The 21,555-nt window shown below is 62.9% G+C and carries 22 protein-coding genes and 1 riboswitch; of the genes, 8 read left to right on the top strand and 14 right to left on the bottom strand.

The window, feature by feature from the left end; genetic code table 11:
* Window positions 1–9: 9 nt before the first annotated feature.
* From AC54AG_RS20415 to AC54AG_RS20405, 3 genes are read right to left on the bottom strand one after another with little or no spacing between them, the layout of a single operon-like run.
* Window positions 10–591 (bottom strand): hypothetical protein, encoded by a 582-nt coding sequence (locus tag AC54AG_RS20415; protein ID WP_496631452.1) that lies wholly within the window; start codon window positions 589–591, stop codon window positions 10–12.
* Entirely contained in the window at window positions 588–1,202 is a 615-nt protein-coding gene (locus AC54AG_RS20410) for a class I SAM-dependent methyltransferase (RefSeq protein ID WP_331777960.1), read from the bottom strand. Before AC54AG_RS20410 ends, AC54AG_RS20415 begins: the two co-directional genes overlap by 4 nt.
* Window positions 1,203–1,242: 40 nt before the next feature.
* Window positions 1,243–1,878, bottom strand: a complete 636-nt coding sequence (locus AC54AG_RS20405; RefSeq protein WP_331777959.1) for a TetR/AcrR family transcriptional regulator — start codon at window positions 1,876–1,878, stop codon at window positions 1,243–1,245.
* Window positions 1,879–1,945: 67 nt separating this feature from the next.
* Between AC54AG_RS20405 and AC54AG_RS20400 the strand changes: the two genes are divergently transcribed.
* The 3 genes from AC54AG_RS20400 (at window position 1,946) to AC54AG_RS20390 (ending at window position 3,723) form a co-directional block, all read left to right on the top strand.
* Window positions 1,946–2,464 carry a DUF2867 domain-containing protein gene (locus AC54AG_RS20400; RefSeq protein WP_331777958.1) on the top strand — a complete coding sequence of 173 codons (519 nt, stop codon included), beginning with the start codon at window positions 1,946–1,948 and terminating at the stop codon, window positions 2,462–2,464.
* A gap of 99 nt (window positions 2,465–2,563) precedes the next feature.
* Window positions 2,564–3,175 carry a nicotinamide riboside transporter PnuC gene (pnuC, locus tag AC54AG_RS20395; RefSeq protein ID WP_034750234.1) on the top strand — a complete coding sequence of 204 codons (612 nt, stop codon included), beginning with the start codon at window positions 2,564–2,566 and terminating at the stop codon, window positions 3,173–3,175.
* Complete coding sequence (locus AC54AG_RS20390; protein WP_331778094.1) at window positions 3,175–3,723, top strand: AAA family ATPase; 549 nt, start codon at window positions 3,175–3,177, stop codon at window positions 3,721–3,723. Before pnuC ends, AC54AG_RS20390 begins: the two co-directional genes overlap by 1 nt.
* Here AC54AG_RS20390 and AC54AG_RS20385 read toward each other — a convergent pair.
* Both AC54AG_RS20385 and AC54AG_RS20380 read right to left on the bottom strand, forming a co-directional pair.
* Entirely contained in the window at window positions 3,720–5,867 is a 2,148-nt protein-coding gene (locus AC54AG_RS20385; RefSeq protein ID WP_331777957.1) for a TonB-dependent siderophore receptor, read from the bottom strand. The genes AC54AG_RS20390 and AC54AG_RS20385 overlap by 4 nt on opposite strands.
* Before the next feature lie 85 nt (window positions 5,868–5,952).
* Window positions 5,953–6,050: riboswitch (TPP riboswitch) on the bottom strand.
* Between the two features lie 66 nt (window positions 6,051–6,116).
* Window positions 6,117–7,274, bottom strand: coding sequence for an iron-containing alcohol dehydrogenase (locus AC54AG_RS20380; protein WP_331777956.1), 1,158 nt, complete (start codon window positions 7,272–7,274; stop codon window positions 6,117–6,119).
* 142 nt (window positions 7,275–7,416) lie between these two features.
* On the opposite strand from AC54AG_RS20380, the gene AC54AG_RS20375 reads away from it, so the two are divergent.
* Together AC54AG_RS20375 and AC54AG_RS20370 are read left to right on the top strand one after the other, a co-directional pair.
* Window positions 7,417–7,722 (top strand): ferritin family protein, encoded by a 306-nt coding sequence (locus tag AC54AG_RS20375; protein ID WP_034750230.1) that lies wholly within the window; start codon window positions 7,417–7,419, stop codon window positions 7,720–7,722.
* Window positions 7,723–7,847: 125 nt separating this feature from the next.
* Window positions 7,848–8,327, top strand: coding sequence for an Imm26 family immunity protein (locus AC54AG_RS20370; RefSeq protein WP_331777955.1), 480 nt, complete (start codon window positions 7,848–7,850; stop codon window positions 8,325–8,327).
* Between the two features lie 98 nt (window positions 8,328–8,425).
* Here the strand turns inward: AC54AG_RS20370 and AC54AG_RS20365 are convergent, their stop codons facing one another.
* Window positions 8,426–9,784, bottom strand: a complete 1,359-nt coding sequence (locus AC54AG_RS20365) for a sensor histidine kinase family protein (protein ID WP_034749859.1) — start codon at window positions 9,782–9,784, stop codon at window positions 8,426–8,428.
* 13 nt (window positions 9,785–9,797) lie between these two features.
* The gene (gene ompR, locus AC54AG_RS20360) at window positions 9,798–10,499 is read right to left on the bottom strand and encodes an osmolarity response regulator transcription factor OmpR (protein ID WP_223278807.1); all 702 of its coding nucleotides are present in this window, start codon (window positions 10,497–10,499) and stop codon (window positions 9,798–9,800) included.
* Between the two features lie 263 nt (window positions 10,500–10,762).
* On the opposite strand from ompR, the gene AC54AG_RS20355 reads away from it, so the two are divergent.
* Both AC54AG_RS20355 and AC54AG_RS20350 read left to right on the top strand, forming a co-directional pair.
* Entirely contained in the window at window positions 10,763–11,152 is a 390-nt protein-coding gene (locus tag AC54AG_RS20355; RefSeq protein WP_034749853.1) for a hypothetical protein, read from the top strand.
* Window positions 11,153–11,312: 160 nt separating this feature from the next.
* Window positions 11,313–13,172 (top strand): flagellar assembly protein A, encoded by a 1,860-nt coding sequence (locus AC54AG_RS20350; protein WP_496631451.1) that lies wholly within the window; start codon window positions 11,313–11,315, stop codon window positions 13,170–13,172.
* 3 nt (window positions 13,173–13,175) lie between these two features.
* Here the strand turns inward: AC54AG_RS20350 and arfB are convergent, their stop codons facing one another.
* Entirely contained in the window at window positions 13,176–13,574 is a 399-nt protein-coding gene (gene arfB / locus AC54AG_RS20345) for an alternative ribosome rescue aminoacyl-tRNA hydrolase ArfB (protein WP_034749850.1), read from the bottom strand.
* Between the two features lie 195 nt (window positions 13,575–13,769).
* Here arfB and AC54AG_RS20340 point away from each other — a divergent pair, with 195 nt between their 5' ends.
* Window positions 13,770–14,252: a chemotaxis protein CheW gene (locus tag AC54AG_RS20340; protein WP_496631450.1), complete on the top strand. Its 483-nt coding sequence runs from the start codon at window positions 13,770–13,772 to the stop codon at window positions 14,250–14,252.
* A gap of 36 nt (window positions 14,253–14,288) precedes the next feature.
* On the opposite strand, the gene AC54AG_RS20335 is transcribed toward AC54AG_RS20340, so the two are convergent.
* The 6 genes from AC54AG_RS20335 to dapD all read right to left on the bottom strand — a co-directional run bounded on the left by AC54AG_RS20335 (window position 14,289) and on the right by dapD (window position 21,532).
* Entirely contained in the window at window positions 14,289–16,280 is a 1,992-nt protein-coding gene (locus tag AC54AG_RS20335; RefSeq protein WP_034749846.1) for an ATP-binding cassette domain-containing protein, read from the bottom strand.
* A gap of 135 nt (window positions 16,281–16,415) precedes the next feature.
* Window positions 16,416–17,306 (bottom strand): 50S ribosomal protein L3 N(5)-glutamine methyltransferase, encoded by an 891-nt coding sequence (gene prmB, locus AC54AG_RS20330; RefSeq protein ID WP_034749843.1) that lies wholly within the window; start codon window positions 17,304–17,306, stop codon window positions 16,416–16,418.
* Window positions 17,307–17,362: 56 nt separating this feature from the next.
* Window positions 17,363–18,499 carry a succinyl-diaminopimelate desuccinylase gene (gene dapE, locus AC54AG_RS20325; protein WP_034749837.1) on the bottom strand — a complete coding sequence of 379 codons (1,137 nt, stop codon included), beginning with the start codon at window positions 18,497–18,499 and terminating at the stop codon, window positions 17,363–17,365.
* 46 nt (window positions 18,500–18,545) lie between these two features.
* Window positions 18,546–18,902: an ArsC family reductase gene (locus AC54AG_RS20320; protein WP_319992842.1), complete on the bottom strand. Its 357-nt coding sequence runs from the start codon at window positions 18,900–18,902 to the stop codon at window positions 18,546–18,548.
* 133 nt (window positions 18,903–19,035) lie between these two features.
* Window positions 19,036–20,583, bottom strand: a complete 1,548-nt coding sequence (locus AC54AG_RS20315) for an FAD-dependent oxidoreductase (RefSeq protein ID WP_496631449.1) — start codon at window positions 20,581–20,583, stop codon at window positions 19,036–19,038.
* Between the two features lie 121 nt (window positions 20,584–20,704).
* Window positions 20,705–21,532 (bottom strand): 2,3,4,5-tetrahydropyridine-2,6-dicarboxylate N-succinyltransferase, encoded by an 828-nt coding sequence (dapD, locus tag AC54AG_RS20310; protein ID WP_035820379.1) that lies wholly within the window; start codon window positions 21,530–21,532, stop codon window positions 20,705–20,707.
* Window positions 21,533–21,555: the final 23 nt, after the last annotated feature.

The raw sequence follows: 21,555 nt of genomic DNA, 5'->3' as shown, positions 1-21,555 counted from the left end.
GGCTGACTGCTATATCAGGGCTTTCCAGGCCCTGACTTCTTCGTTCGTGAGCATCGGCCCCCAGCCGCCGCGCGGCGCCGCATCGTGCTGCGCATAGTGCGCCAGCTGCGGTACCGCCACATCATGCCGGACACAGATGTCAAGCACGGCTTCCAGCTGGCGCCGGCTTGCCGGAAGGTCGTCGCCATGCCAGGTACAGGCGCTCGTTTCCAGCACATGCTGAACAAGCTGCTCCAGCGCGCCGAGCAGGTGCCCGGGTATCGCCGTGCGGATGTCGTCCGGCCAGGGATCGCCCATGCCCGTCACGGCCAGGGAAGCAAAGCCGCGCTCCCAGGCCGCAAAATCTCCGGGCGCGACCTGCGTTATTTTCCATATGTGGCCGGCGAACGCGGACAGCGCCGGATGGTGAATGTCGAAGCGCAGGCAAAAGCGCTGCAGGCACGTCACGGCAATGCATTGCCTGGCGATCACGGAGAGAGTGTCTATCGATATATTGTGCATAAATTGACGGCGTTTCAAAAATAATGGCTGGTCTCGGCTGAGTGCCTGCTTTGTCAGCTCCCTGGTGCATGCTGCTTCAGCTTGAATCATTTCTCAAGGACAAGCCAGGACCAGCTCACCCCCGCCTGGCGATTCTGCGGCTGGACGGATGGCGCCTGCGTGCTCAGCATGACCTTGAGCCCATGCCGCATTGCCAGGTCTGCCGTTTCACTGGCGGATACGTCAAAGATGCGGCGGCCTTTCGGGGGCGGACCATGCCTCAGGGAAATGACGAGTACTGCGCCGGGCTTGAGCAATGTGCTGATATTGCCCATCGCCTCCATCCTTTCTTCCGCCGCCAGATGCATCCAGACGGCAGCGACGACAATCAAGTCATACCTGGTGTGGCGCGCGCCTATCGTGGACAGGGCGGGCAGGCTATCGTTGATCCATTCGAGGTTGGCCAGGGCATGCGCCTGCATGCCCGCCGCGCGGAAGGCGGCAACGGGCTCAAGCGCGATCACCGTGTGTCCCAGGCTTGCCAGCCACGCCGCGTCGCCGCCGGTTCCCGCGCCGATGTCGAGCACGGCGCCTGGCCGCGTCGGCAAGAGATGGGCAACGGGGCGGTATTTATCCAGGAAGGCAACGCTTTCATATCGGGCGATGAGCCCTCCTGCATTTTCCGCATAGCCCTCGGTGCCGGGGACAGTGGATGAGTCCATGGGATCCTGCATGATCAGCGGGCGCATCTGGCGATGGTCATCATGGCTGTTCTCCCGCTTGCTGACGCGCCTGCCGCAAGGCCTCTACCGGCAACTGGAAAAAGCGCGGCACCATGGCTGGCGACAGGTCGTCGCCACCGTCCGCCATGGCCAGCCGGCCACTGAGCAGCAGCATCACGTAGCCGTGGCCCAGCGACCAGCCGGCGCTGGCGGCGGCCTTGTCCCAGCGCGGATCGAGACCCGCTTCGCGCACGGCGGCGCCGGCCGTTTGCAGCACGTACTGGAAGCACGCTTGCGCCGCTTCCAGCAGGGCGGGGAACTGGCGCACGTCCTGGTGCTCGAACATCAGCCGGTAGTGGGCCGGCGAAGCCAGGGCGAATTCGATGTATTGCTTGCCCAGCAGCTGAAAACGCTGCTCGGAGGGCAGGCTGCCCTGCGGCGGCAGTTCCGCCTCCCATTTGGCGATCAGGCTGGCGAAACCGGCCGCCGCCACCTCGGCCAGCAAGGCTTCCTTGCTGGGGAAGTGGCGGTACACGGCGGCGATCGATACGCCCACCGTGCGGGCCAGTTCGCGCAGCGAGAGGGTGGCGTCGTGCTGCTGCGCCAGTTGCGCGATGGTGGCGGCGACCAGGGTGTCGCGCAGGTTGCCGTGATGATAGGTAGTCGTTATCGTCATTCTATGTTATCGCTGTTCACATTGTCGTGTATGATGGCCATGTTATCACTGAACACATGGAGAGCACATGCAAGAGATGAGCAACGTGGTACGCGCCGTGGCCATGCCGCCCGGCGCCAGCATCGCCCCTTTGTACCAGGGCAGCAACCTGGCCGACGCGTATGCCGTCGGCCTGCCCAGCGCTGGCGTGCGGCAGATGGATATGCAGGCCCTGGCGCGCGTGGTGCTGTGCAGCCAGCCGCGCTGGGCGCAGTGGCTGCTGGCGCTGCGCGACATTATTGTCACGCCCTTCGGCATCAAGACGGCGAAACAGCTGGCGGCCAAGCCTGATGGACGCATCGGCATCTTTCGCATCTACGCTGTCAGCGATGACGAAATCATCGTGGGCGAGGACGACAGCCACCTGGACTTCCGTTTGTCCGTGCTGCGCAACCGGGATGCGGGGCTGCATGGCAGCATCACCTTTTCCACCGTCGTGCATTGCCATAACTGGATAGGGCGCAGCTACATCCTGCTGATCCGGCCATTTCACAAGCTGGTTGTGCGGCGTACGCTGGCGCGCGCCGTCAAGGGAGGCTTTGCCTGAGCCGGTTGAACAAGGCAGGGGCGGGGCTGACGCTGCGGGCAATCTTGCTTATTCATGGCCGGTATTGCATACTGCACCACCAGCCTCATCACGATTCCCATGAACGATACGCTTCTCCTGCTGGGTTTTGCCACCACGCCGCTTGAACTGATTTCCTTTGTCCTGGCACTGACAACCGTTGCGCTGAACATCCGCCAGAATCACTGGGCGTGGCTGTTCGCCATCATTTCCTCGGCCGCCTACGGTTTCGTGTTTTTCGAGTCGCGCCTGTATGGCGACATGGCTTTGCAACTGCTGTTCATCAGCGTCTCGTTCTGGGGCTGGTACCAGTGGCTGCATCCGGCCAGCGGCGGCAAGACCCTGCCCGTCACGCGCCTGAATGGCCGCGGCTGGCTGGCCTGCGCCGCGGGCTGGCTGGTCGGCTTCCTGTTGATCGCCTGGCTGCTGACGACGACGGATACGGACGTGCCCCATGCGGATGGTTTCCTCACGGCAGGCAGCCTGGTGGGCCAATTCCTGCTGTCGCGCAAAAAGCTGGAAAACTGGATCGCCTGGATCATCGTCGACGTGCTGTACGTGTGGCTGTACCTGCACAAGGGCCTGACCCTGACGGCCGTGCTGTATGCGTTCTTCGTCGTGATGGCCATCATTGGCTTGCTGGCGTGGAGGAAGTCGGCGCCGGCCGCTCCGAGCGCGATGGTCCTCAAGTGATGGATCGTTGCGTGCGCGTGGCCATCCTGGGCGCGGAATCGTCAGGCAAGTCGACCTTGGCGGCCGCCCTGGCCGAGCGCTACGGCACCGTCTGGGTGCCTGAGTATTTACGTGAATTTGTCGAGGCGCAGGGCAGGGTGCCCGTCTCGGCCGACCAGTTTGGCATTGCGCGCACGCAAGTCGAACGCGAGGCGGCAGCCGCCGCGCAAGCGCGCAACTTCCTGTTTTGCGACACGACGCCGTTGATGACGGTCGTCTACAGCCGCCATTATTTCCATGGGGCCGATGCACAGCTGGCGACGCTGGCCGATGCCACGCAGTACGATTTGACCTTGGTGACGGCGCCCGACAGCCCGTGGGTGGCCGATGGCTTGCAGCGTGAGTCGGAAGCCGTGCGCCAGCTGATCTACCGCTACCTGCTCGACGAGCTCGACGCGCGCGGCATTGTGTACCACGTGCTGCACGACAGCCTGGAGGCGCGCCTGGAACAGGCGGCGCCTTTGCTGCAGCAGGCGCTAGCTGCAGCGCCTGCCATTTCCCTCAATTAAAAGTCGAACTGCGCCGACACCTTGAACGTGCGGCTGGCGCCCGGATACAGATAGCCGTCCGATTCCGGCGTCACGTCGCGCCAGTAGAACTTGTCTGCCACGTTGTTGACGCTGGCGCGCAGCACGGTGCGCGTGCCGGCGATGCGCGTGGCCCAGGCGGCGCCCAGGTTGAACACGTTGTACGACGGCACGAAGGTCGTGTTGTTGTACTCAAACGCTTTCTTGCTAGCAAACTCCCAGCTGCCATTGACGCTCAAGCCCGCCACCTGTTGTACGGCGTAGTCCGCATGCACGGCTGCCTTGAAGGCCGGCACGTTGGGCACGCGCTTGCCATCGAGGGCGGCGTTGCCCGTGCCCGACTGCTGGCTGTTCAGGGCCGTCACGGAGGCGCCCAGGCTCAGCTTGGACGATGTCTTGCCCTGGGCCGACAATTCCAGGCCACGGTGCTGTGCCTGGCCTTCGCGCACGAAGTAGCCTGCGGCATTCTGGAATTCCAGGCCCTTGCGGATCTGGAACAGGCTGGCCGCGACCATGAAGTCCGGCGTCACATCCATCTTCGCGCCAAGCTCGATCTGCTTGGAGCGGCTGGGCGTGAGTTCTTCGTTGGCATTCATCGCCTTGCGGTCGGCCGTGCCGCCATGTTCCATGCCTTGCGAATAGGCCGCATACACGGAGACATTGTCGAGCGGGGTGTAGACGAGCGAGACGTTCGGCAGCAGGAAATCGTGCTTGGCGCGGATTTCCTTGTCGGCCTTCAGTACATACTGGTAGCCGTCGACGTCGATATGGCGCAAGCCGCCATGCAGCTTCCAGTTCGGTGCCAGGCTGACGATATCCTGCACGAAGACGGAGTTTTCCGTGTCCTTGCGCACCAGGCGTACGGGGCCTTGCACACCGGTCGACATGGCGACGATCTGCGGGTGGTAGATGTTGCTTACGCCAGCCCAGTCATACACGTACAGGCCCGCGCGGTCCTTGCGGCGGAAGGTCGAGACGCCGGCCGTGAATTCATGGCGCAGGGAGCCGGTGGCGAACTTGCCCTGGATCATGGCTTGCGCGCTCAGCGGCTTTTTCGTCTCGCCCAGGCTGCGGTAGTCATACACGTCGTAGTCGCCATTGCCGCAGAAGCCAGGGTACAGCTCCTGTCCGCTGCAGCCGTACGGGAAGGCCGTGTAGTCGTCGCGCTTGAACGAGTGCTGGTTGGCCGACAGGGTGGCGCGCCAGTCGTCATTGAACGCGTACTGGAAGCGCAGGCCGATATTGCTCGTGACGGTTTCCACAGGGCGCGTCCACGGCTGCAGGTTGAGCATGGCGTCGGCGCTGATGCCGGTCGGCAAGGTCGTGTTATTCAGCAGCTGGAAGCCGGGCGCCGTCGCCTGCGCCTTGTCCTGGTAGTCGGCATCGAGTTGCAGCAGGGCTTGCGGCGAAATCTGCCAGTCGAAGGCGCCGGAAATGAATTTGCGGTTGCCGTCCGCGCCCTTGATGTAGGAGCGCAGGCGCTCGGCCGCCACGTTGACCCGGTAGCCGAAGCGCGTGTCTTCCAGGCGGCCGCCCAGGTCGATGGCGCCGTACAGGGTGCCGCGCTCGCGCGTTTCCACGGTGACGGTGCGCAGCGGTGCGGCGGTGGGGCGCTTGACGATGAAGTCGATCACGCCGCCCGGCGCGGCCACGCCAGCCTGCAAGCCTGCCAGGCCCTTCAGTACTTCGATGCGTTCTTTGTTTTCCAGCGGAATTTGCGTGTCGCCAGGAATGGCCACGCCATCCTTGCGGTAGCTGGAATTGTTGTCGAGCTTGAAGCCGCGGATGGAAAACTGTTCTGCATAGCCGACAGCGTTGTAGGCGTCGTTGATGCTGGCGTCGAGCTTGACGGCATCGCTGAGATTGCGGATCTGCAAGTCCTGCATGTCTTTCTGCGAAATGACGGTGACGGAAGCCGGCGTCTGCAGCAGCGGCGCGTCGGAAAAACCACCGACGGAGGCGCGCTTGACGGCGGGCGCCTTGCTGGCCGTGACGACGACTTCGGCCATGCTCTGGGCCTGCGGGTCGGCGGCTTCGGCGGCGTCATTCGCGGCAAAGGCCGGTGCGGCAAACGCGTGCAGGATCGCCAGGGTCAAAACAGAAACGGATAAATTCGGTGTGGACATAGATTGCTCGTGGTTCAAGCCGTCTCTGTAAGGAGCACGGCAGGCTGCTTGTTCGGCTGGCGCCAACGCAGGAGCTATCAAAGGAGGGAGGTACTTTGCGCTTTCCTTCGCTGGCATTATCCAGATCAGGTACGAAGGGTATCTCTCACCCGGATGACTGCTCCAGGACCCCTAGCGAAACGACAGCTTAGCATGAAGCACGGCCAGCTGTCCCACCCTGCTGACCGTTTTACAACAGTGTGGTGCGATCTACAGGCTCAGTTCCAGCACCTTGCGGCTGATGGCGGGCGTGATTTCACGCTGTTCGCCCAGCGCCGTCATGCCGTGCGCTTCCAGGGCGGACACGACGGCGTCCACGCTGGCGTGGTTCAGGCCATAGTCGGCCAGGCGCGTCTTGACGCCCATGTGGCGGAAGAAGAATTCCGTGCGCGCGATGGCCGCCTCGATGCGGCCATCTTCGTCGCCGCCGTCCAGGCCCCAGACGCGGGCCGCGTACTGCAGCAGCTTGGCGCGCTTGGCTTGCTTGCGCACGCGCAGCATGCTGGGCAGGATGATGGCCAAGGTTTGCGCATGATCGAGCTCGTACAAGGCCGTCAATTCGTGGCCGATGGCGTGCGTGGACCAGTCCTGCGGCACGCCCACGCCGATCAGGCCGTTCAAGGCCAGGGTGGCGCTCCACATCACGTTGGCGCGCACGTCGTAGTCATCCGGATGCGACAGCGCCTTCGGGCCTTCCTCGATCAGGGTCAGCAGGATGCCTTCGGCAAAGCGGTCCTGCACGGAGGCGTTCACAGGGTAGGTCAGGTATTGCTCCATCACATGCGCGAACGCGTCGACGACGCCATTGCCTACCTGGCGCAGCGGCAAGGTGAACGTTTTCGACGGGTCCAGCACGGAGAATTTCGGATACACCTTGCGGCTCATGAACGAGCGCTTTTCCTGCGTGGCCTTGCGCGTGATCACGGCCGAGCCATTCATTTCGGACCCCGTGGCCGGCAAAGTCAATACGGTGCCGAAGGGCAGGGCGGCCTCGACGATCTTGCCGCCCTTGGCCAGGATGTCCCACGCCTCACCCTCATGCAGGGCAGCCGCGGCGATGAACTTGGTGCCATCGACCACAGAGCCGCCGCCGACGGCCAGCAGGAAATCGATGCGCTCGCTTTTCACGAGGGCCACGGCCTGCATCAGGGTTTCATAGCTGGGATTGGGTTCGATGCCGGCAAACTCCATCATCGTATGCCCGGCCAGCGCCGCCTTGACTTCATCATAGACGCCGTTCTGCTTGATGCTGCCGCCGCCATACGTCATGAGCACTCTGGCCTGGGGCGGGATCAGTGCCGTGATGGCGGCGATCTGGCCCTGGCCGAAGAGGATTTGCGTCGGATTGTAAAAGTCGAAATTGAACATGGGGCTCCTGCCGCTGAGGTTTAGGCTGTTGCTGAGCCATGATTATGGCCGAACGGGTGGAAACGTGTCGTGGACGCTTGAGCTTTTCGCCCGCGCGGTGGAGAATGCAGCCGATGTCACCACCACGCGAAAAGGAATGCGCATGACCACCGTCCCACTGGAAGAATCCGGCCTGCCGGCCACCGCGCTCGACATGCACCGCGCCATCGGCGCCACCATCGCCGCGCTGCAGGCGCTGGACTTGAATAGCCAGCGTTTCGAGGCGTGCACGGACCCGGAACTGCGCCGCGTGCTCGCGCATGCGGGCGACACGAGCCGCAAGGAAGCGGCCATGCTGCTCGAATGGATGCGCCGCCGCGATGCGCGCCTGGACACGGCCATGAAGGAAGCGCTGTTCAAGGCGGGGCCGATTGTTGCCCAGTATCACTATGACGAGAAAATATTGTAACTATTGGTTTGTTGTTGTGGCGTACCATGCGCCACTTTCGCATCGCTTCGCGTAGACTGTGCCCCTAATTAAATTTAACGCCGGACAGCAGCGGCTGTCCGGTGTATTACAGGGGGCTTTTAGAAATGAAATCATTACCATACCGAGAAGGCAGCTGGTTTGCCGTGCCCCTGCCGGGCGGCGGTTATGCCGTCGGCGTGGTGGCGCGCAGGGCGCCTGCCGGGCGCATCATGCTGGCGTATATGTTCGGGCCGAAGCGCGACAGCTTGCCCACGCTGGGCGAGCTGGAAGGCTTGCGGCCGGAACAGGCCGTGCGCCGCCTGCGCACGGGCGACATGGCCCTGCTCAACGAGCGCTGGCCCCTGCTGGGCGACAGTCCCCACTGGAACCGTGACGACTGGCCCATGCCGGCCTTTATCCGCCGCAACGAATCCTTGCAGCGCGCCTGGCGCGCCAGCTATGCGGATGCCGATCCTGCCAAGCTGAACCGCGAGGAATCGATTCCCTTCGATACGCCGGGCATGGAAAGCGATTCCCTGTACGGCTATGGGGCGACGGAATTGTTGATGAGTAAATTGCTGGCGCAGGAGCAGGCGTCGGCTTGATTGCTGCTGGGTGGCGGTGATGTTGGCGCAGCGTAGGTCGGATTACGCGGTTCCCGCTAATCCGACCTACCTCGCCCGCACCGCTGGCGCGATTATTTTTACGCCGCTGGCAAGCTGATTTGAAACGCCAGGCCGCCGCCTTCGCGGTTGCGCACCTGTAATTCAGCGCCGTGGCGCAGCAGCACGCGGTCGACGATGGCCAGGCCCAGGCCGGCGCCGTTGGCCTGCCCGCGCGCCGTGTCGAGGCGGGTGAACGGTTTCATCAGCTGCTCGATCTTTTCCGCCGGCACGCCCGTGCCGTGATCCTGCACCTCGATGATCACCTTTTTCGCGCCGTGGCTGGTGCGCACGTGGCAGGCGATGTCGATTTCCGTCATCTCGCTGCCAGGCGTCTTGCCATAGCGGCGCGCATTCTCGATCAGGTTGTTCAGCACGCGGCGCAAGTCGGTGGGGTTGCCCATCGCATGTGCGCCATCGGCGATGGTGGCGTTGATCTTCACGTCCGGCAGGCGCATCGCTTCGCGCGTCATGTCGTTGAGCAAGCCGCTGAGGTCGACGTCCGTAAAACTCGACGCTTCCGTCGGCTTGGCATAGTCGAGGAACTGGCCGATGATGGCGTCCATTTGCCCGATATCGGACTGGATGCCTTCGCGTGCCTCGTCCGACAGATTGGCCATTTCCACTTCCAGCTGCATGCGCGCCAGCGGCGTGCGCAAGTCATGCGAAATGCCGGCCAGAATCACGGCGCGGTCCGATTCCACCTGTTTCAAATCATCGACCATCTGGTTGAAGCTGCGGTTCGCCTCGATGATTTCGATCGGCCCCTTTTCTGGCAGCGGCGCCGGCTGCTTGCCCTTGGCGATGTCGCGCGCGGCCGCCGTCAGACGCGACAGCGGCAGGTTGATCAGGCTGGAAATGATGGCCGCGCCCAGCAGGGACAGCAGGGATACCAGGCTGGCCCAGCCCAGCCACTGGAAGCCCGTCAGGCCGCGCAGGCGCTCGCGGTCCAGCATCAGCCAGTATTCGTCGTCGTCGATCTTGAAGCTGACCCAGAAGCCGGCCACGCCATTGACACGCGCGGAAAAGCGCGTGTCCTTGCCCAGCTTGGCCTTCACCAGCGCCTCGATGTCGGGCATCAGGTAATTGTCGGGCGGCGGCTCGATGCGGTCGTCCTCTTCCAGCGAGAAGATGCGGATGCCTTCATTGCTGACGAGGTCGAACAGCAGCTCGCGCCGCAGCTCGGGAGCCGAGTGCGTCAATGCCGCATGCGTGATGGTGACGACGGAAATGATCTGGGCGGAAATCTGCTGCGCCTGCGGCTCGCGCTGGATGACGGAAATCATGCCGATCCAGGTGATCATGCTGACGGTGGTCAAGGTGCCGAGCAGCAAAAAGGTGCGCCAGAACAGGCCGCTTTTCAGCCGCGCCAGGCTGATATCGGGAACAAGCTTCATCATGCCTCGCCTGCGATCAGCGCGGCTGTCCGTCCGGGATGAAGACGTAGCCGAGACCCCACACGGTCTGGATGAACAGCGGGCTCGACGGGTCGGGTTCGATCAGTTTGCGCAAGCGCGAAATCTGCACGTCTAGGCTGCGGTCGAACACTTCATATTCGCGGCCGCGCGCCAGTTCCATCAGTTTTTCGCGCGACAGCGGTTGGCGCGCATGGCGGGCAAACACTTTCAGCACGGAAAATTCACCGGTCGTCAGCGGCACCGTTTCGCCATTCTTTTTCAGGGTACGCGTGCCCAGGTCCAGCACGAAGTCGCCGAACTCGAAGGTTTGCGGCGTTTCCGACGGCGCGCCCGGGATTTCATCGGGACCCTTGCGGCGCAGCACGGCGCCAATGCGGGCCACCAGTTCGCGCGGATTGAATGGTTTCGGCAGGTAGTCGTCGGCACCCATTTCCAGGCCCACGATGCGGTCCACGTCCTCGCCCTTGGCCGTCAGCATGATGATCGGCGTCTGGTCGCCCGCGCCGCGCAGGCGGCGGCAGATCGACAGGCCATCTTCACCGGGCAGCATCAGGTCGAGCACCAGCAAGTCGTAGCGTTCGCGCAGCCACAGCTTGTTCATGGCCGTCGCGCTCTCTGCCGTGAAGACATTGAAGCCCTGTTCGGTCAGGTAGCGCCGCAGCAGGTCGCGCAGGCGCACATCGTCATCGACCACCATGATTTTTGCCTGGTGGCCGTGGATCGATTGCGTTGTTGTATTGCTGCCGGTAGTGGAGGTTGTGGTCATTTAAGGTGTCGTGTTATCTTATATTAGTTGCTATAGTAACGCCTCGCGCGGCGTCGGCAAGGGGCTGTGGCGACCCATTACAAAGTGTTACAAACTTTACCCAATTACTCTTACTGCACCGTGTAAAGCATCATACACTGGGGCCACAGTGGAAATCAGCTTTAGTTTATACGGCATCGCGGAAGAGGAACTCAATGAATATCTTTACTAAAAAAATTCACGCCGCTCCCAGCGCAGCTATTGCCGCACGTACATCTGTGCTGTCCGCATTTGCCGTGTGTTCCGTGTTTGCCGCCAGCCTGGCGTCGGCACAAAACCAGCCGCCACCGCGCCGTGACGACCAGCAGCAAATGCAGGCCCAGCGGTATGAACAGGTACAGCGCAGCAACAGTAATGATACGCGACTGCGCGAGCAGCGTGACGCACGCAGTTTCGACACGCGCGCCGAAGAGCAGCGCCGCGCCAACGAAGGCGCCGACGCTTCGCGCCGCACGGGCCGCATGACGCCAGACGAACGCCGCGACCTGCGCCGCCAGATCAACGAAGTGGGCCAGGACATCTACTCGAATCCGCCGCGCCGCTAGGCACCATGCACCCCATCCGACAGGGCCATCTCGCAAGACATGGCCCTGTCTGCATTTGGCCGCCAACATTATTGCTGAGCCAGGCACACGGCGCCGCCCCGTGATATTGTTCTAACGCAATGAGGTAATTCTCTGACATTGTTGCTGGGGGAGGCAAGTGGTGAGCGACGACGACACACCGGTTCCGGATGCGGCCCCCGCAGGCGGCTTGCCGCTCGGCCTGCTCCAGCGCGACGAGGGAGTGTTCCTGGACCTGTCGCTGGCGCCGGCGCAGCTGCGCGCCGCCGTCGACCAGCTGTTCCAGTCGGGCCAGTTGCTGGCCGGCCTCGATTACGGTTTGTTCCTGCTGACCCTGTTTCACGCCCCTGTCCCCCGTGCCGCGCCCAAGGGCGATGCCTTGCTGCGCATTGCCGTGCGCGTGGCGCCGTTCCCGCCTCCGCGCCGCGCGCTGTACCAACAGGTCAAGATCCGTGGCGACAGCGCCGAGTTTTACTTTGAAACCTTGCTTGCGGACGCGGATGGCCAGGTGGCGGCGCGCCGCGAGTTTGACGAGCTGGTGGCCGATCTGTGGTGCAAGGGCGTGCACTACGGTATCGATAGCGTGGCCGTGCGCGCCATGCTCGCCAGCGGCAAGGCCGAGCGCATCACGGTGGCGCGGGTACTGCCGCCGCAGCCGGGCCGGGACGCCCAGCTGGTTGAAGTGTCGCAAGGCATCCACCGTGACGATGCGCCGCGCGAACGCTCCGATGGCCGCCTGGATTTGCTCAGCTTCAAGAACCGCTTTCCGCAGGTGAAAAAACATGCGCGCCTGCTGCGTCTGCTGCCCGGTACGGCCGGCTTGCCTGGCTACGACCTGGCCGGCAAGGCGCTGCCGCCGCCCGCGCCGCAGGAACTGGACCTGGCCACAGTGGCGGGGCCAGGCACGGCGGTCGAGCATTTCAGCGATGGCAATTTCCTCGTTGCCACCCAGGATGGCTATGTGAATGTCGATGAGCACGGCAAGATGGCGATCGAAAACAAGATCGTCAGCCGCGAAGGCGTCAGCAGCCGCACCACGGGCAATCTGAAGCTGCGCGCCGCCTACGAGGAGTACGGCGAAGTGCAGGAGCAGCGCCAGCTCGACGGCAGCGACATCACCATCCATGGCGACGTGTATGGCCATTTGCACTCGCATGGCGGGTTAATATGGTTGCACCGTAACCTGGTGGGTGGCACGGCCTTCAATGCGGATGGCGACGTGCGCGTCGAGGGCGTCGCTTCCGGTTCCGTGCTGCAGGCGCTGAGCGGCGAAGTACACGTGAAGCGCGCGGAAAGCTGCGTCATCGCCGGCACGCGCGTGGTGATCGACAGCGCCAGCAATTGCGAGATCATCGCCGACGAGGTCGTCATCGAGCTGGCCGAAGGCTGCGCCGTGGCGGCGCGCACCATCCGCATCGGCAGCGCAGGTCCCCGCAAGCAGGTGGAGATGCTGCTCTTTCCCCTCGTACCTGATTTGAGCGCCCTGGAACAAAAGATTGCGGAAAGCCAGGCGAAGGCGGCGCACTACCTGCAGGTGCAGCACAAGCGCCAGCAGGAAATCGATGCCATCGCGCAATTGCCCGAGGTGCGCAATTACCTGACCCTGGCGGGCCAGCTGCGGCGCGGCGAATTGCAGTTGCAGCCAGCGCAACAGCTGCAGTACGACAAACTGGCCGCGCGCATCGCTCCCGTCCTGAAAGAGGTGGCGCGGCTGCGCGTGGAGGTAAAACAGTCGGAAATCCTGCACGCGCAGATGCTGGCGCTGGTGGAACAAATGCGCCAGGAGCGGCAAGCGACGGCGGGCCAGTCGCGCTGCAGCCTGGGCCTGATCGATGGCGAGACGACGGTGCGCGCCCTAGTCGTGCCGCCAGGGCCGGCCAAGGTCTACGACCGGCCGCCGAAGGAGATCAAGGCCTTGCTGCGCAGCGCCACGCCGGCCACGCAGCCCGTATTCGCGGACAGCACGGGCAGCCTGGACTGGACTTACCAGCCACCACCGTAGCGTTTAATCCGTCACCTTGCCGCGTGATTGCTTGAGCACGCTGTGCGTGCTCTTGCTGTCGAGGCGGCGCCGTTGCGAACTGCGCGTGGGCTTGGTGGCGCGGCGCACGGCGGGCAGGAAGGTCACGCTGTCGATGATTTCCTGCAAGCGCCGCAACGCTTCTTCCTTGTTCTGCTCCTGGCTGCGCGATTGCTGCGCCTTGAGTACCAGCACGCCATCCTTGCTGATGCGGCTGTCGCGCAGGGCCAGCAGCCGTTCCTTGTACGCTTCCGGCAGCGACGAGGCGGCGATCGGAAAGCGCAAATGGATGGCGCTGGACACCTTGTTGACGTTCTGGCCGCCCGGGCCCTGGGCGCGGATGGCGGAAAATTCAACTTCAGCGGGGTTGACGAGGTGTTGCATGGCCTGCCTGTGGGGGAATGATGTGGGTATTGTAAGGGAAGATGGCTGCGCCGGCGCAATGCCGGGCGGCCAGCCGATGATGTCTTCCGGGAAAGTTGATGTTTCTCAACGCCGCTTGCGGCGATGCTGGTTAGCATGGGGCCAACGTTGCGCCACTGCGCATCCTGGCAGCGCTTACCGGATGAAAGGAACACCATGCAGCCCACGATCACGCCTGGCGCCGCAACCGCGCAATCCCTGACGCAGTACCTGAGCTTTCGGCTGGGCGGCCTGGAATACGGCCTCGATTACCGCCGCGTGCGGGAATTGCGTCCGCTGAAGGAACTCGACCGTTTTTCCTCGGAAGGGGAAGTGCTGCACAGCGTGGCCGTCTCGCGCGGCGTGATCATCCCCATCGTCGACATGCGCGCCGCGTTCGGCAGCGCCCACGGTGCGCCCGATCCGGCCACCGACGTGATCATCCTGCAGCTAAGCAATGGCGTGATGGGCATGGTGGTCGATGGCGTCACCGATATCGTCAGCCTGGCACCCGGCGACATCGCCGCCGTGCCTGGCCTAGGCGAGGCGGAAGCCGATTACCTGCTGGGCCTGGGCACGGTGGCGGGGCGCCGATTGATCCTCGTCGACATCGACCGCCTGATGGCGATCCGCAGCCCCAGCCCCATGCAGGCGGCATAAAAAAAGACGACCCTGGGGTCGTCTTTGTGTTTGGTGTTAGCCAAGTTTCTCTAACTGATCCTGCAAGTCCAGCCATTCCGCTTCCAGCTGCGCCAGGTCCTTGGTGAAGAAGGTCTGGTCGGCCAGCAGTTGCTTCAATTTCGCCTTGTTGGCCGCGTCATAGATGGTCGGCTCGCCCAGCTTGGCATCGGTTTCCGCCTTTTGCGCATTGCGCTTGGCGATCTGCTCTTCCTGGCGCTTGATCTTGTTTTCGATCGGCTTGCGCAAAGCGGCGGCTTTCTGGCGCTCTTCCGCTTCCTTGCGCTTGTCGCGCACGGGCGCGGCAGGGGCTGCTGCGGCAACGACGGGCGAGACCACGGGGAAGTCGGTCTTGTTGGCCTTGCCGGCGGCCGGCAGCACGTCCGTGCCTTTGCCCAGCTTGGTCTTGAACAGCCAGTCCTTGTAGTCATCGAGGTCGCCGTCGAACGGCTGCAGCTTGCCGTCGGCAACGATGATGAATTCGTCCGTGGTGGCGCGCAGCAAGTGGCGATCATGGGATACGACGACCAGCGTGCCTTCGAACTGGGCCAGCGCTTCCGTCAGCGCTTCGCGCGTTTCCAGATCCAGGTGATTGGTCGGTTCATCGAGCAGTAGCAGGTTAGGACGCTGCCAGACGATCAGGGCCAGCGCCAGACGGGCTTTTTCGCCGCCCGAGAACGGCGCGATCGAGGCGGTCACCATGTTGCCGGGGAAGTTGAAGCCGCCGAGGAAGTTGCGCAGTTCCTGCTCGCGCACGGTCGGGGCGATCTTCGCCAGATGCCACAGCGGCGATTCGTCATGGCGCAGCATTTCCACCTGGTGCTGGGCGAAGTAGCCGATGTTGAGGCCCTTGCCCATGGTGGCGTCGCCCGTCAACGGCATCAGTTCGCCGGCGATGGTCTTGATCAGGGTCGATTTGCCGGCGCCGTTCTGGCCCAGCAAGCCGATACGCTGGCCGATCTGCAGCGAAAACTTGATGCCGTTGACGATGGTTTTATGCGTGATCTCGCCCGTCGCTTCGTTTTCGATCTTGTAGCCCGCATCGACGTCTTCCATCACCAGCAGCGGGTTCGGCGCGCTCAGCGGCTCGCGGAATTCGAACGAGAATTCGGCGGCGGCGCGCAGCGGCGCCAGCTCTTCCATCTTCGCCAGCGCCTTCATGCGGCTTTGCGCCTGGCGGGCTTTCGACGCTTGCGCCTTGAAGCGGTTCACGAACGATTCCAGGTGGGCGCGCTTGCGCTGCTGCTTTTCCAGCGCGCCGGCGGCCAGGATCATCTGTGCCGCGCGTTGACGCTCGAAGCTCGAATAGTTGCCCGAATAGCGTTTCAGCTTGCGTTCATCGATATGCACAACGACGTTGACCACTTCGTCGAGGAAGTCGCGGTCATGGGAAATGATCAGCAAGGTGCCGGCGTAGCGCTTGAGCCAGTCTTCCAGCCAGATGATGGCGTCCAGATCCAAGTGATTGGTCGGTTCATCGAGCAGCAGCAGGTCGGACGGGCACATCAGCGCTTGCGCCAGGTTCAAGCGCATGCGCCAGCCGCCCGAGAAACTGGCCACCGGTTGCTGCATCTGGTCCAGGGTAAAGCCCAGGCCCAGCAGCAATTGCTCGCCGCGCGACTGCACGGTATACGCGTCGGCATCGGCCAGCGCGCTGTAGATTTCGCCGATGGCGATGCCGTTTTCCGACGTGGCCGGTTCCGATTCCAGGCGCGTCAGTTCCGCTTCCAGTTTGCGCAGGGTGATGTCGCCATCGATCGCATAGTCGAGCGCGGCACGGTCCAGCGGCGGCGTTTCCTGCGCCACGTAAGCCACGCGCCATTTGGCCGGGAAATCGATCTCGCCCTGGTCAGGGTGCAATTCGCCACGCATCATGGCGAACAGGCTCGATTTGCCCGCGCCATTGGCGCCGATCAGGCCGATCTTGTCGCCCGGATTGAGGGTGACGTCGACTTGTTCGAGCAACGGTTTGATGCCGCGCATCAGGCTTACTTGTAGGAAACGTATCATTTTTTTCTTTGTAAAGGCTGGGGTTTAACCCTCGCCGTAAAATTCAGGTAGGTCGGATTAGCGTAGCGTAATCCGACAAGTGGCGCCGTGCCCGTCGGATTACGCCCTTCGGGCTAATCCGACCTACCAAGTCGATCAACCCAGCTTCAGCTGCTCGGCCGTCAGCAGGAATACCATGTCGTCGCCGGCGCTCGTCGTCAGCCAGGTCAGGCCCAGCTCGCCGAAGGCCGCTTCCGCGTATGCGCGTTCATTGCCGATTTCAATCATCAGGATGCCGTCGTCCGTCAGGCGCTCGGCCGCGCCGGCGATGATCTTGCGCACCAGGTCCATGCCGTCGCTGCCGCCGTCGAGGGCGATTTGCGGTTCGGCCAGGTATTCCTGGGGCAGGGCGCCCATCGACGCGGAATTCACGTACGGCGGGTTGCTGATGATCAAATCATATTTCTTGGCCGGCACGTTCGTGTACAGGTCCGATTCGATCAGGTTCACGCGGTCCTGCAACTTGTACGTGTCGACGTTGCGCTTGGCCACGGCCAGCGCGTCGGCGGAAATGTCCACGGCATCGACCGTGGCGTTCGGGAAGGCGTCGGCCATCATGATCGACAGGCAGCCCGAACCGGTGCACAGTTCCAGGATGTTTTCCACGGCTTCCGGTTCCGCCACCCATGGCGAGAAGTATTCAGGGATCAGCTCGGCGATGAAGGAACGGGGCACGATCACGCGCTCGTCCACGTAGAAGTTATACGTACCCAGCCAGCCTTCCTTGGTGATGTAGGCGGCTGGCACGCGGTCAATGCTGCGACGGTCGATGACGCTCATCACGCTGGCCACTTCCGATGGCAGCAGCTTGGCGTCGAGAAACGGTTCGAGCTTGTCGAGCGGCAACTTCAAGGTGTGCAGGATCAAATAGGCCGCCTCGTCGAACGCTTCGGCGCTGCCGTGGCCGAAAAACAGCTTGGCGGTATTGAAACGGGTAACGGCGTAGCGCAGCAGGTCGCGTGGCGTGGAAAACGGGTTCGGGGTCATGGCATTCTCGAAAAGACGGTGTTCTGGCCCGCCGTGACGGGCCTCGGTATTCTGGTTCAGACGGGCAGCAAATGCTCCAGCGTGCGCCGGTAAATATTCTTCAGGGGATCGATGTGGCGCAGTTCGATGTGCTCGTCGATCTTGTGAATACTGGCATTGGGCGGCCCGAATTCTATCACTTGGGGGCAGATTTGCGCGATAAACCGGCCATCCGAGGTGCCGCCCGTGGTCGACAGTTCCGTCGTGAGGCCCGTTTCTTCCAGGATCGCGGACGACAGCGCATCGCTCAAAGTGCCGCGCGGCGTGAGGAAGGGCAGGCCGCTCAGGGTCCATTGCAAATCGTACTGCAAATCATGCTTGTCGAGGATGGCGTGGACCCGTTCCTGCAGGTTTTCCGCAGTGCTGGCCGTGGAAAAGCGGAAGTTAAAGTCGATCACCATGTCGCCGGGAATCACGTTATTGGCGCCCGTGCCCGCGTTGATGTTGGACATTTGCCACGACGTCGGCAGGTAATACTCGTTGCCGGCGTCCCATTTCTCTTCGACCAGGTCGGCCAGCGCCTGCGCCGCTTCGTGGATCGGGTTTTTCGCCAGGTGCGGGTAGGCGATATGGCCTTGCACGCCCTTGATCGTCAAACGGCCCGACAGCGAACCGCGGCGGCCGTTCTTGATCATGTCGCCCAGCTGCGCGCTCGACGTCGGCTCGCCCACCAGGCAATAGTCGATCTGCTCGCCCCGTTCCTTCAATTTGTTGCACACGATGACGGTGCCATCCGTGGCCGGGCCTTCCTCGTCGCTGGTGATCAGAAACGCGATGGAGCCAGTATGCTCGGGCGTGGCGGCGATGAATTCCTCACAAGCGACCACCATGGCGGCGATCGATGTCTTCATGTCGGCCGCGCCACGGCCGTACAGCTTGCCGTCGCGGTGGGTGGGAATGAAGGGCAGCGAGCGCCATTGCTCGACGGGGCCGGTCGGCACCACGTCCGTATGGCCGGCAAAGACGAACACGGGAGAAGTCGTGCCACGGCGTGCCCACAGGTTGGTGACGTCGTTCGACTGTATCGTCTCGCAGACAAAGCCCAGCGGCGTGAGGATGTCGATCAGGTGCTGCTGGCAGCCCTTGTCGTCGGGCGTGACCGAGGACAGGGCGATCAGTTTTTCGGTCAGGGCGAGGGTTTTGGAGGTGGTCATGGGTAAGGTCGTGCCGGCAACTTCGTTCCGGTGGTCAACTAGAGGGTTACAGCGAGAAAATGGTCTTGTACTGCGCATCCGAAAACGCCACGCTGAACTGGCCATCCTTGTCCAGCACGGGGCGCTTGATGATGGACGGGTTTTCCAGCATCAGCTCCAGAGCGCTGGCCGCATCGACGGTGGACGCCTTGCGCTCGTCGGACAGGGCGCGCCAGGTCGTGCCTTTCTTGTTGACCAGCACATCCCATGGCAATTGCTGCAGCCACGCTGCGACTGTCGCGCGTTCCAGGCCCTGCTTCTTGAAGTCGTGGAAGGTGAAATCGAGTTGCTGCGCGGCCAGCCAGGTGCGGGCCTTTTTGACGGTATCGCAGTTGGGGATACCGTAGAGTGTAATGGTCGTCATGGGTAGGGCTAAGGGGAATGAATGCGGTTCGCTTGATCGCGGCGCTTGCGCCAGGGAAAAATGCGATGGTCGCCGCCATTATACAGTTGATGCGCAGTCAATGCGGCAGTGCAACACGGCCCGGTGATTTTCCCTACACAGGCCGTGGCGCCGCCTTGCCCGATTCGGCCGGACCGAAATGCAGGCCCAGCCGCAAGGCGAGGGCGCGCAGGGCGCCGCTTTCCTGCAGGTGCAGGGCCAGCGCGATGTGGCCATCGGGGCGCACGAGGTAGGCCGCGTCGCGGCCCAGGCCCGCCAGCTTGGCGGCCACGTTATAGGTGTAGCAATGCACGGGCAGTTTCAGCACGCGTGCTTCGTCCAGCAATTCGGGCGCCGCTTCGCCATAGATGTGCAATTGCCAATCCATGCTGCGCAGGGCGATAAAGTTGTCTTGCGTGCCGTCGGAAAACCATGGCAGGCGGTCACCGCCGCGCAGGTATTCCGCGTGGCCTGCGGACAGGGCGCTGTCTTCATAGCTGATCTGGATCTGCGACACTGTTTTGAACAGCAAACGGCGCGCCCGCCCGAAGCCCGAGAGGAAGGGCAGCGCATGCGGCACCAGCCAGCGGCGCAGGAATTGTCCGGCCATGCCTTGCGCGACGATGGCCTGGAAGGCGCGGTCGGTGGTGGCGACGAGCTTGCGGGCAAACACGATGCGCTCGCTTTCATAGGTGTCGAGCAGGGCGTCGTTGCTTTGTCCGCGCAGCTTTTGCGCCAGCTTCCACGCCAGGTTGACGGCGTCGCCCAGGCCCGTGTTCATGCCTTGGCCGCCCACGGGGCTGTGCAAATGGGCCGCGTCGCCGAGGATGAAGCAGCGCCGCTCGCGAAACTGCGCCGCCACCCGGTGATGGACTTTATACGTGGAAAACCAGTTCACGTGCTCGACCTCGATGCCCAGCAAGGTTTGCACCTGTTCCCGCACGTCATCGAAGACGGGCGCCGGCGCGCCATCGGGGCGGTCGGGCAGGATGCCGATCAGGCGCTGCATGCCGCTGGTGCGCACGGGCAGCATCAGCGCAAACGAGTTCGCGCCCAGGTGGGCGTGCAAATCCGTGTTCTTGCCGGCCACTTGCGCGTCGGCCACGTAATACAGGTGGTCATAGGTGCCGCCGGAGAACTCGAAACCGGCGATCTCGCGCACTTTGCTGCGGGCGCCGTCGCAGCCGCAAATGTAGTTAAACGTGCAATATTGGCGTTCGCCGTCCTTGAGCACGATGGCTTGCACTTCGCTATCGTCCTGCGTCCACAGGTCCAGCGCGACGTTCCATTCCACGTGCACGCCGGCCGCCGCCAGCTTGCTGATCAGAAAGCGTTCATGCTCGTCCTGAGGCAAGCTCAGTACGAAAGGATAGGGGCTCAAGCCTTCGCCGATCTCGCCCAGCGCCAGTTTCACCAACTCCTCGCCGCCTTCGTGGATGTGCATGGCATTGATCTTGATGCCCAGGCTGACCAGTTCATCGGCAAAGCCCAGCTGCTGGTAAAACTCCAAGGTGCGCGCATGCACGGCCATGGCCCGCGACGCCTGGCCCGGACCGCTGTTCTTGTCGATGATGCGGCAATCGACGCCATGGCGCGCCAGGCGCAAGGCCAGCATGAGACCGGTAGGACCGGCGCCGACGATCAGGACGGGAGGTGTATTCATGCCATCCAGTATAGGACAGGATGGGCGATGGCTGCGCGACGATTGAAGTTGCCAGTAGGAAATGAAAATGTCCCGCCGAAGCGGGACATTCAAGTGTTACCGATACTTCGCAGTGCGGTAATTAAATGCCGCGCAGCAGTTCGTTGATGCCCGTTTTCGCGCGGGTTTTTGCATCCACGCGCTTGACGATCACGGCGCAGTACAGCGAGTACTTGCCATCTTCCGAAGGCAGGTTGCCCGAGACCACGACGGAACCGGCTGGCACGCGGCCGTAGGTGACTTCGCCCGTGGCGCGGTCGTAGATCTTGGTCGACTGGCCGATGTAGACGCCCATCGAGATGACCGAGTTTTCTTCGACGATCACGCCTTCGACGATTTCCGAACGGGCGCCGATGAAGCAGTTGTCTTCGATGATGGTCGGGTTCGCTTGCATAGGTTCCAGCACGCCGCCGATGCCGACGCCGCCGGACAGGTGGACGTTCTTACCGATCTGTGCGCAGGAGCCGACGGTGGCCCAGGTGTCGACCATGGCGCCTTCATCGACGTAGGCGCCGATGTTGACGTAGGACGGCATCAGCACGACGTTCTTGGCGATGAAGCTGCCGCGGCGGGCGACGGCTGGCGGCACGACGCGGAAACCGCCTTTGACGAAGTCTTCCTTGGTGTAGTTGGCGAACTTGGTCGGAACCTTGTCGTAGAACTGCATCGTGCCATCGGACGGCAGGACGACGTTGTCTTCCAGGCGGAACGACAGCAGCACGGCTTTCTTGACCCACTGGTTGACCACCCAGTCGCCCGTGGTTTTTTCGGCCACGCGGATGCTGCCGTTGTCCAGGCCATTGATGACGTGGGAGACGGCGTCGCGCAGTTCGGCCGTGCCGTTGCCTGGATTGATCTCGGCGCGGTTTTCCCAGGCCTGGTCGATGATGGTTTGCAGTTGTTGGCTCATGATGATGTCTTGTTTATGTAGGG

The organism is Janthinobacterium sp. BCJ23 (assembly GCF_059617945.1).
The sequence above is the reverse complement of the archived record's forward strand: the minus strand, read 5'-3'. Positions and strand labels throughout refer to the sequence as shown.

Coding starts and splice junctions, on each gene's coding strand:
- AC54AG_RS20415 (WP_496631452.1), bottom strand. CDS start 591: ATGATTCAAGCTGAAGCAGCATGCACCAGGGAGCTGACAAAGCAGGCA.
- AC54AG_RS20410 (WP_331777960.1), bottom strand. CDS start 1,202: ATGGACTCATCCACTGTCCCCGGCACCGAGGGCTATGCGGAAAATGCA.
- AC54AG_RS20405 (WP_331777959.1), bottom strand. CDS start 1,878: ATGACGATAACGACTACCTATCATCACGGCAACCTGCGCGACACCCTG.
- AC54AG_RS20400 (WP_331777958.1), top strand. CDS start 1,946: ATGCAAGAGATGAGCAACGTGGTACGCGCCGTGGCCATGCCGCCCGGC.
- pnuC (WP_034750234.1), top strand. CDS start 2,564: ATGAACGATACGCTTCTCCTGCTGGGTTTTGCCACCACGCCGCTTGAA.
- AC54AG_RS20390 (WP_331778094.1), top strand. CDS start 3,175: ATGGATCGTTGCGTGCGCGTGGCCATCCTGGGCGCGGAATCGTCAGGC.
- AC54AG_RS20385 (WP_331777957.1), bottom strand. CDS start 5,867: ATGTCCACACCGAATTTATCCGTTTCTGTTTTGACCCTGGCGATCCTG.
- AC54AG_RS20380 (WP_331777956.1), bottom strand. CDS start 7,274: ATGTTCAATTTCGACTTTTACAATCCGACGCAAATCCTCTTCGGCCAG.
- AC54AG_RS20375 (WP_034750230.1), top strand. CDS start 7,417: ATGACCACCGTCCCACTGGAAGAATCCGGCCTGCCGGCCACCGCGCTC.
- AC54AG_RS20370 (WP_331777955.1), top strand. CDS start 7,848: ATGAAATCATTACCATACCGAGAAGGCAGCTGGTTTGCCGTGCCCCTG.
- AC54AG_RS20365 (WP_034749859.1), bottom strand. CDS start 9,784: ATGATGAAGCTTGTTCCCGATATCAGCCTGGCGCGGCTGAAAAGCGGC.
- ompR (WP_223278807.1), bottom strand. CDS start 10,499: ATGGTGGTCGATGACGATGTGCGCCTGCGCGACCTGCTGCGGCGCTAC.
- AC54AG_RS20355 (WP_034749853.1), top strand. CDS start 10,763: ATGAATATCTTTACTAAAAAAATTCACGCCGCTCCCAGCGCAGCTATT.
- arfB (WP_034749850.1), bottom strand. CDS start 13,574: ATGCAACACCTCGTCAACCCCGCTGAAGTTGAATTTTCCGCCATCCGC.
- AC54AG_RS20340 (WP_496631450.1), top strand. CDS start 13,770: ATGCAGCCCACGATCACGCCTGGCGCCGCAACCGCGCAATCCCTGACG.
- AC54AG_RS20335 (WP_034749846.1), bottom strand. CDS start 16,280: ATGATACGTTTCCTACAAGTAAGCCTGATGCGCGGCATCAAACCGTTG.
- prmB (WP_034749843.1), bottom strand. CDS start 17,306: ATGACCCCGAACCCGTTTTCCACGCCACGCGACCTGCTGCGCTACGCC.
- dapE (WP_034749837.1), bottom strand. CDS start 18,499: ATGACCACCTCCAAAACCCTCGCCCTGACCGAAAAACTGATCGCCCTG.
- AC54AG_RS20320 (WP_319992842.1), bottom strand. CDS start 18,902: ATGACGACCATTACACTCTACGGTATCCCCAACTGCGATACCGTCAAA.
- AC54AG_RS20315 (WP_496631449.1), bottom strand. CDS start 20,583: ATGAATACACCTCCCGTCCTGATCGTCGGCGCCGGTCCTACCGGTCTC.
- dapD (WP_035820379.1), bottom strand. CDS start 21,532: ATGAGCCAACAACTGCAAACCATCATCGACCAGGCCTGGGAAAACCGC.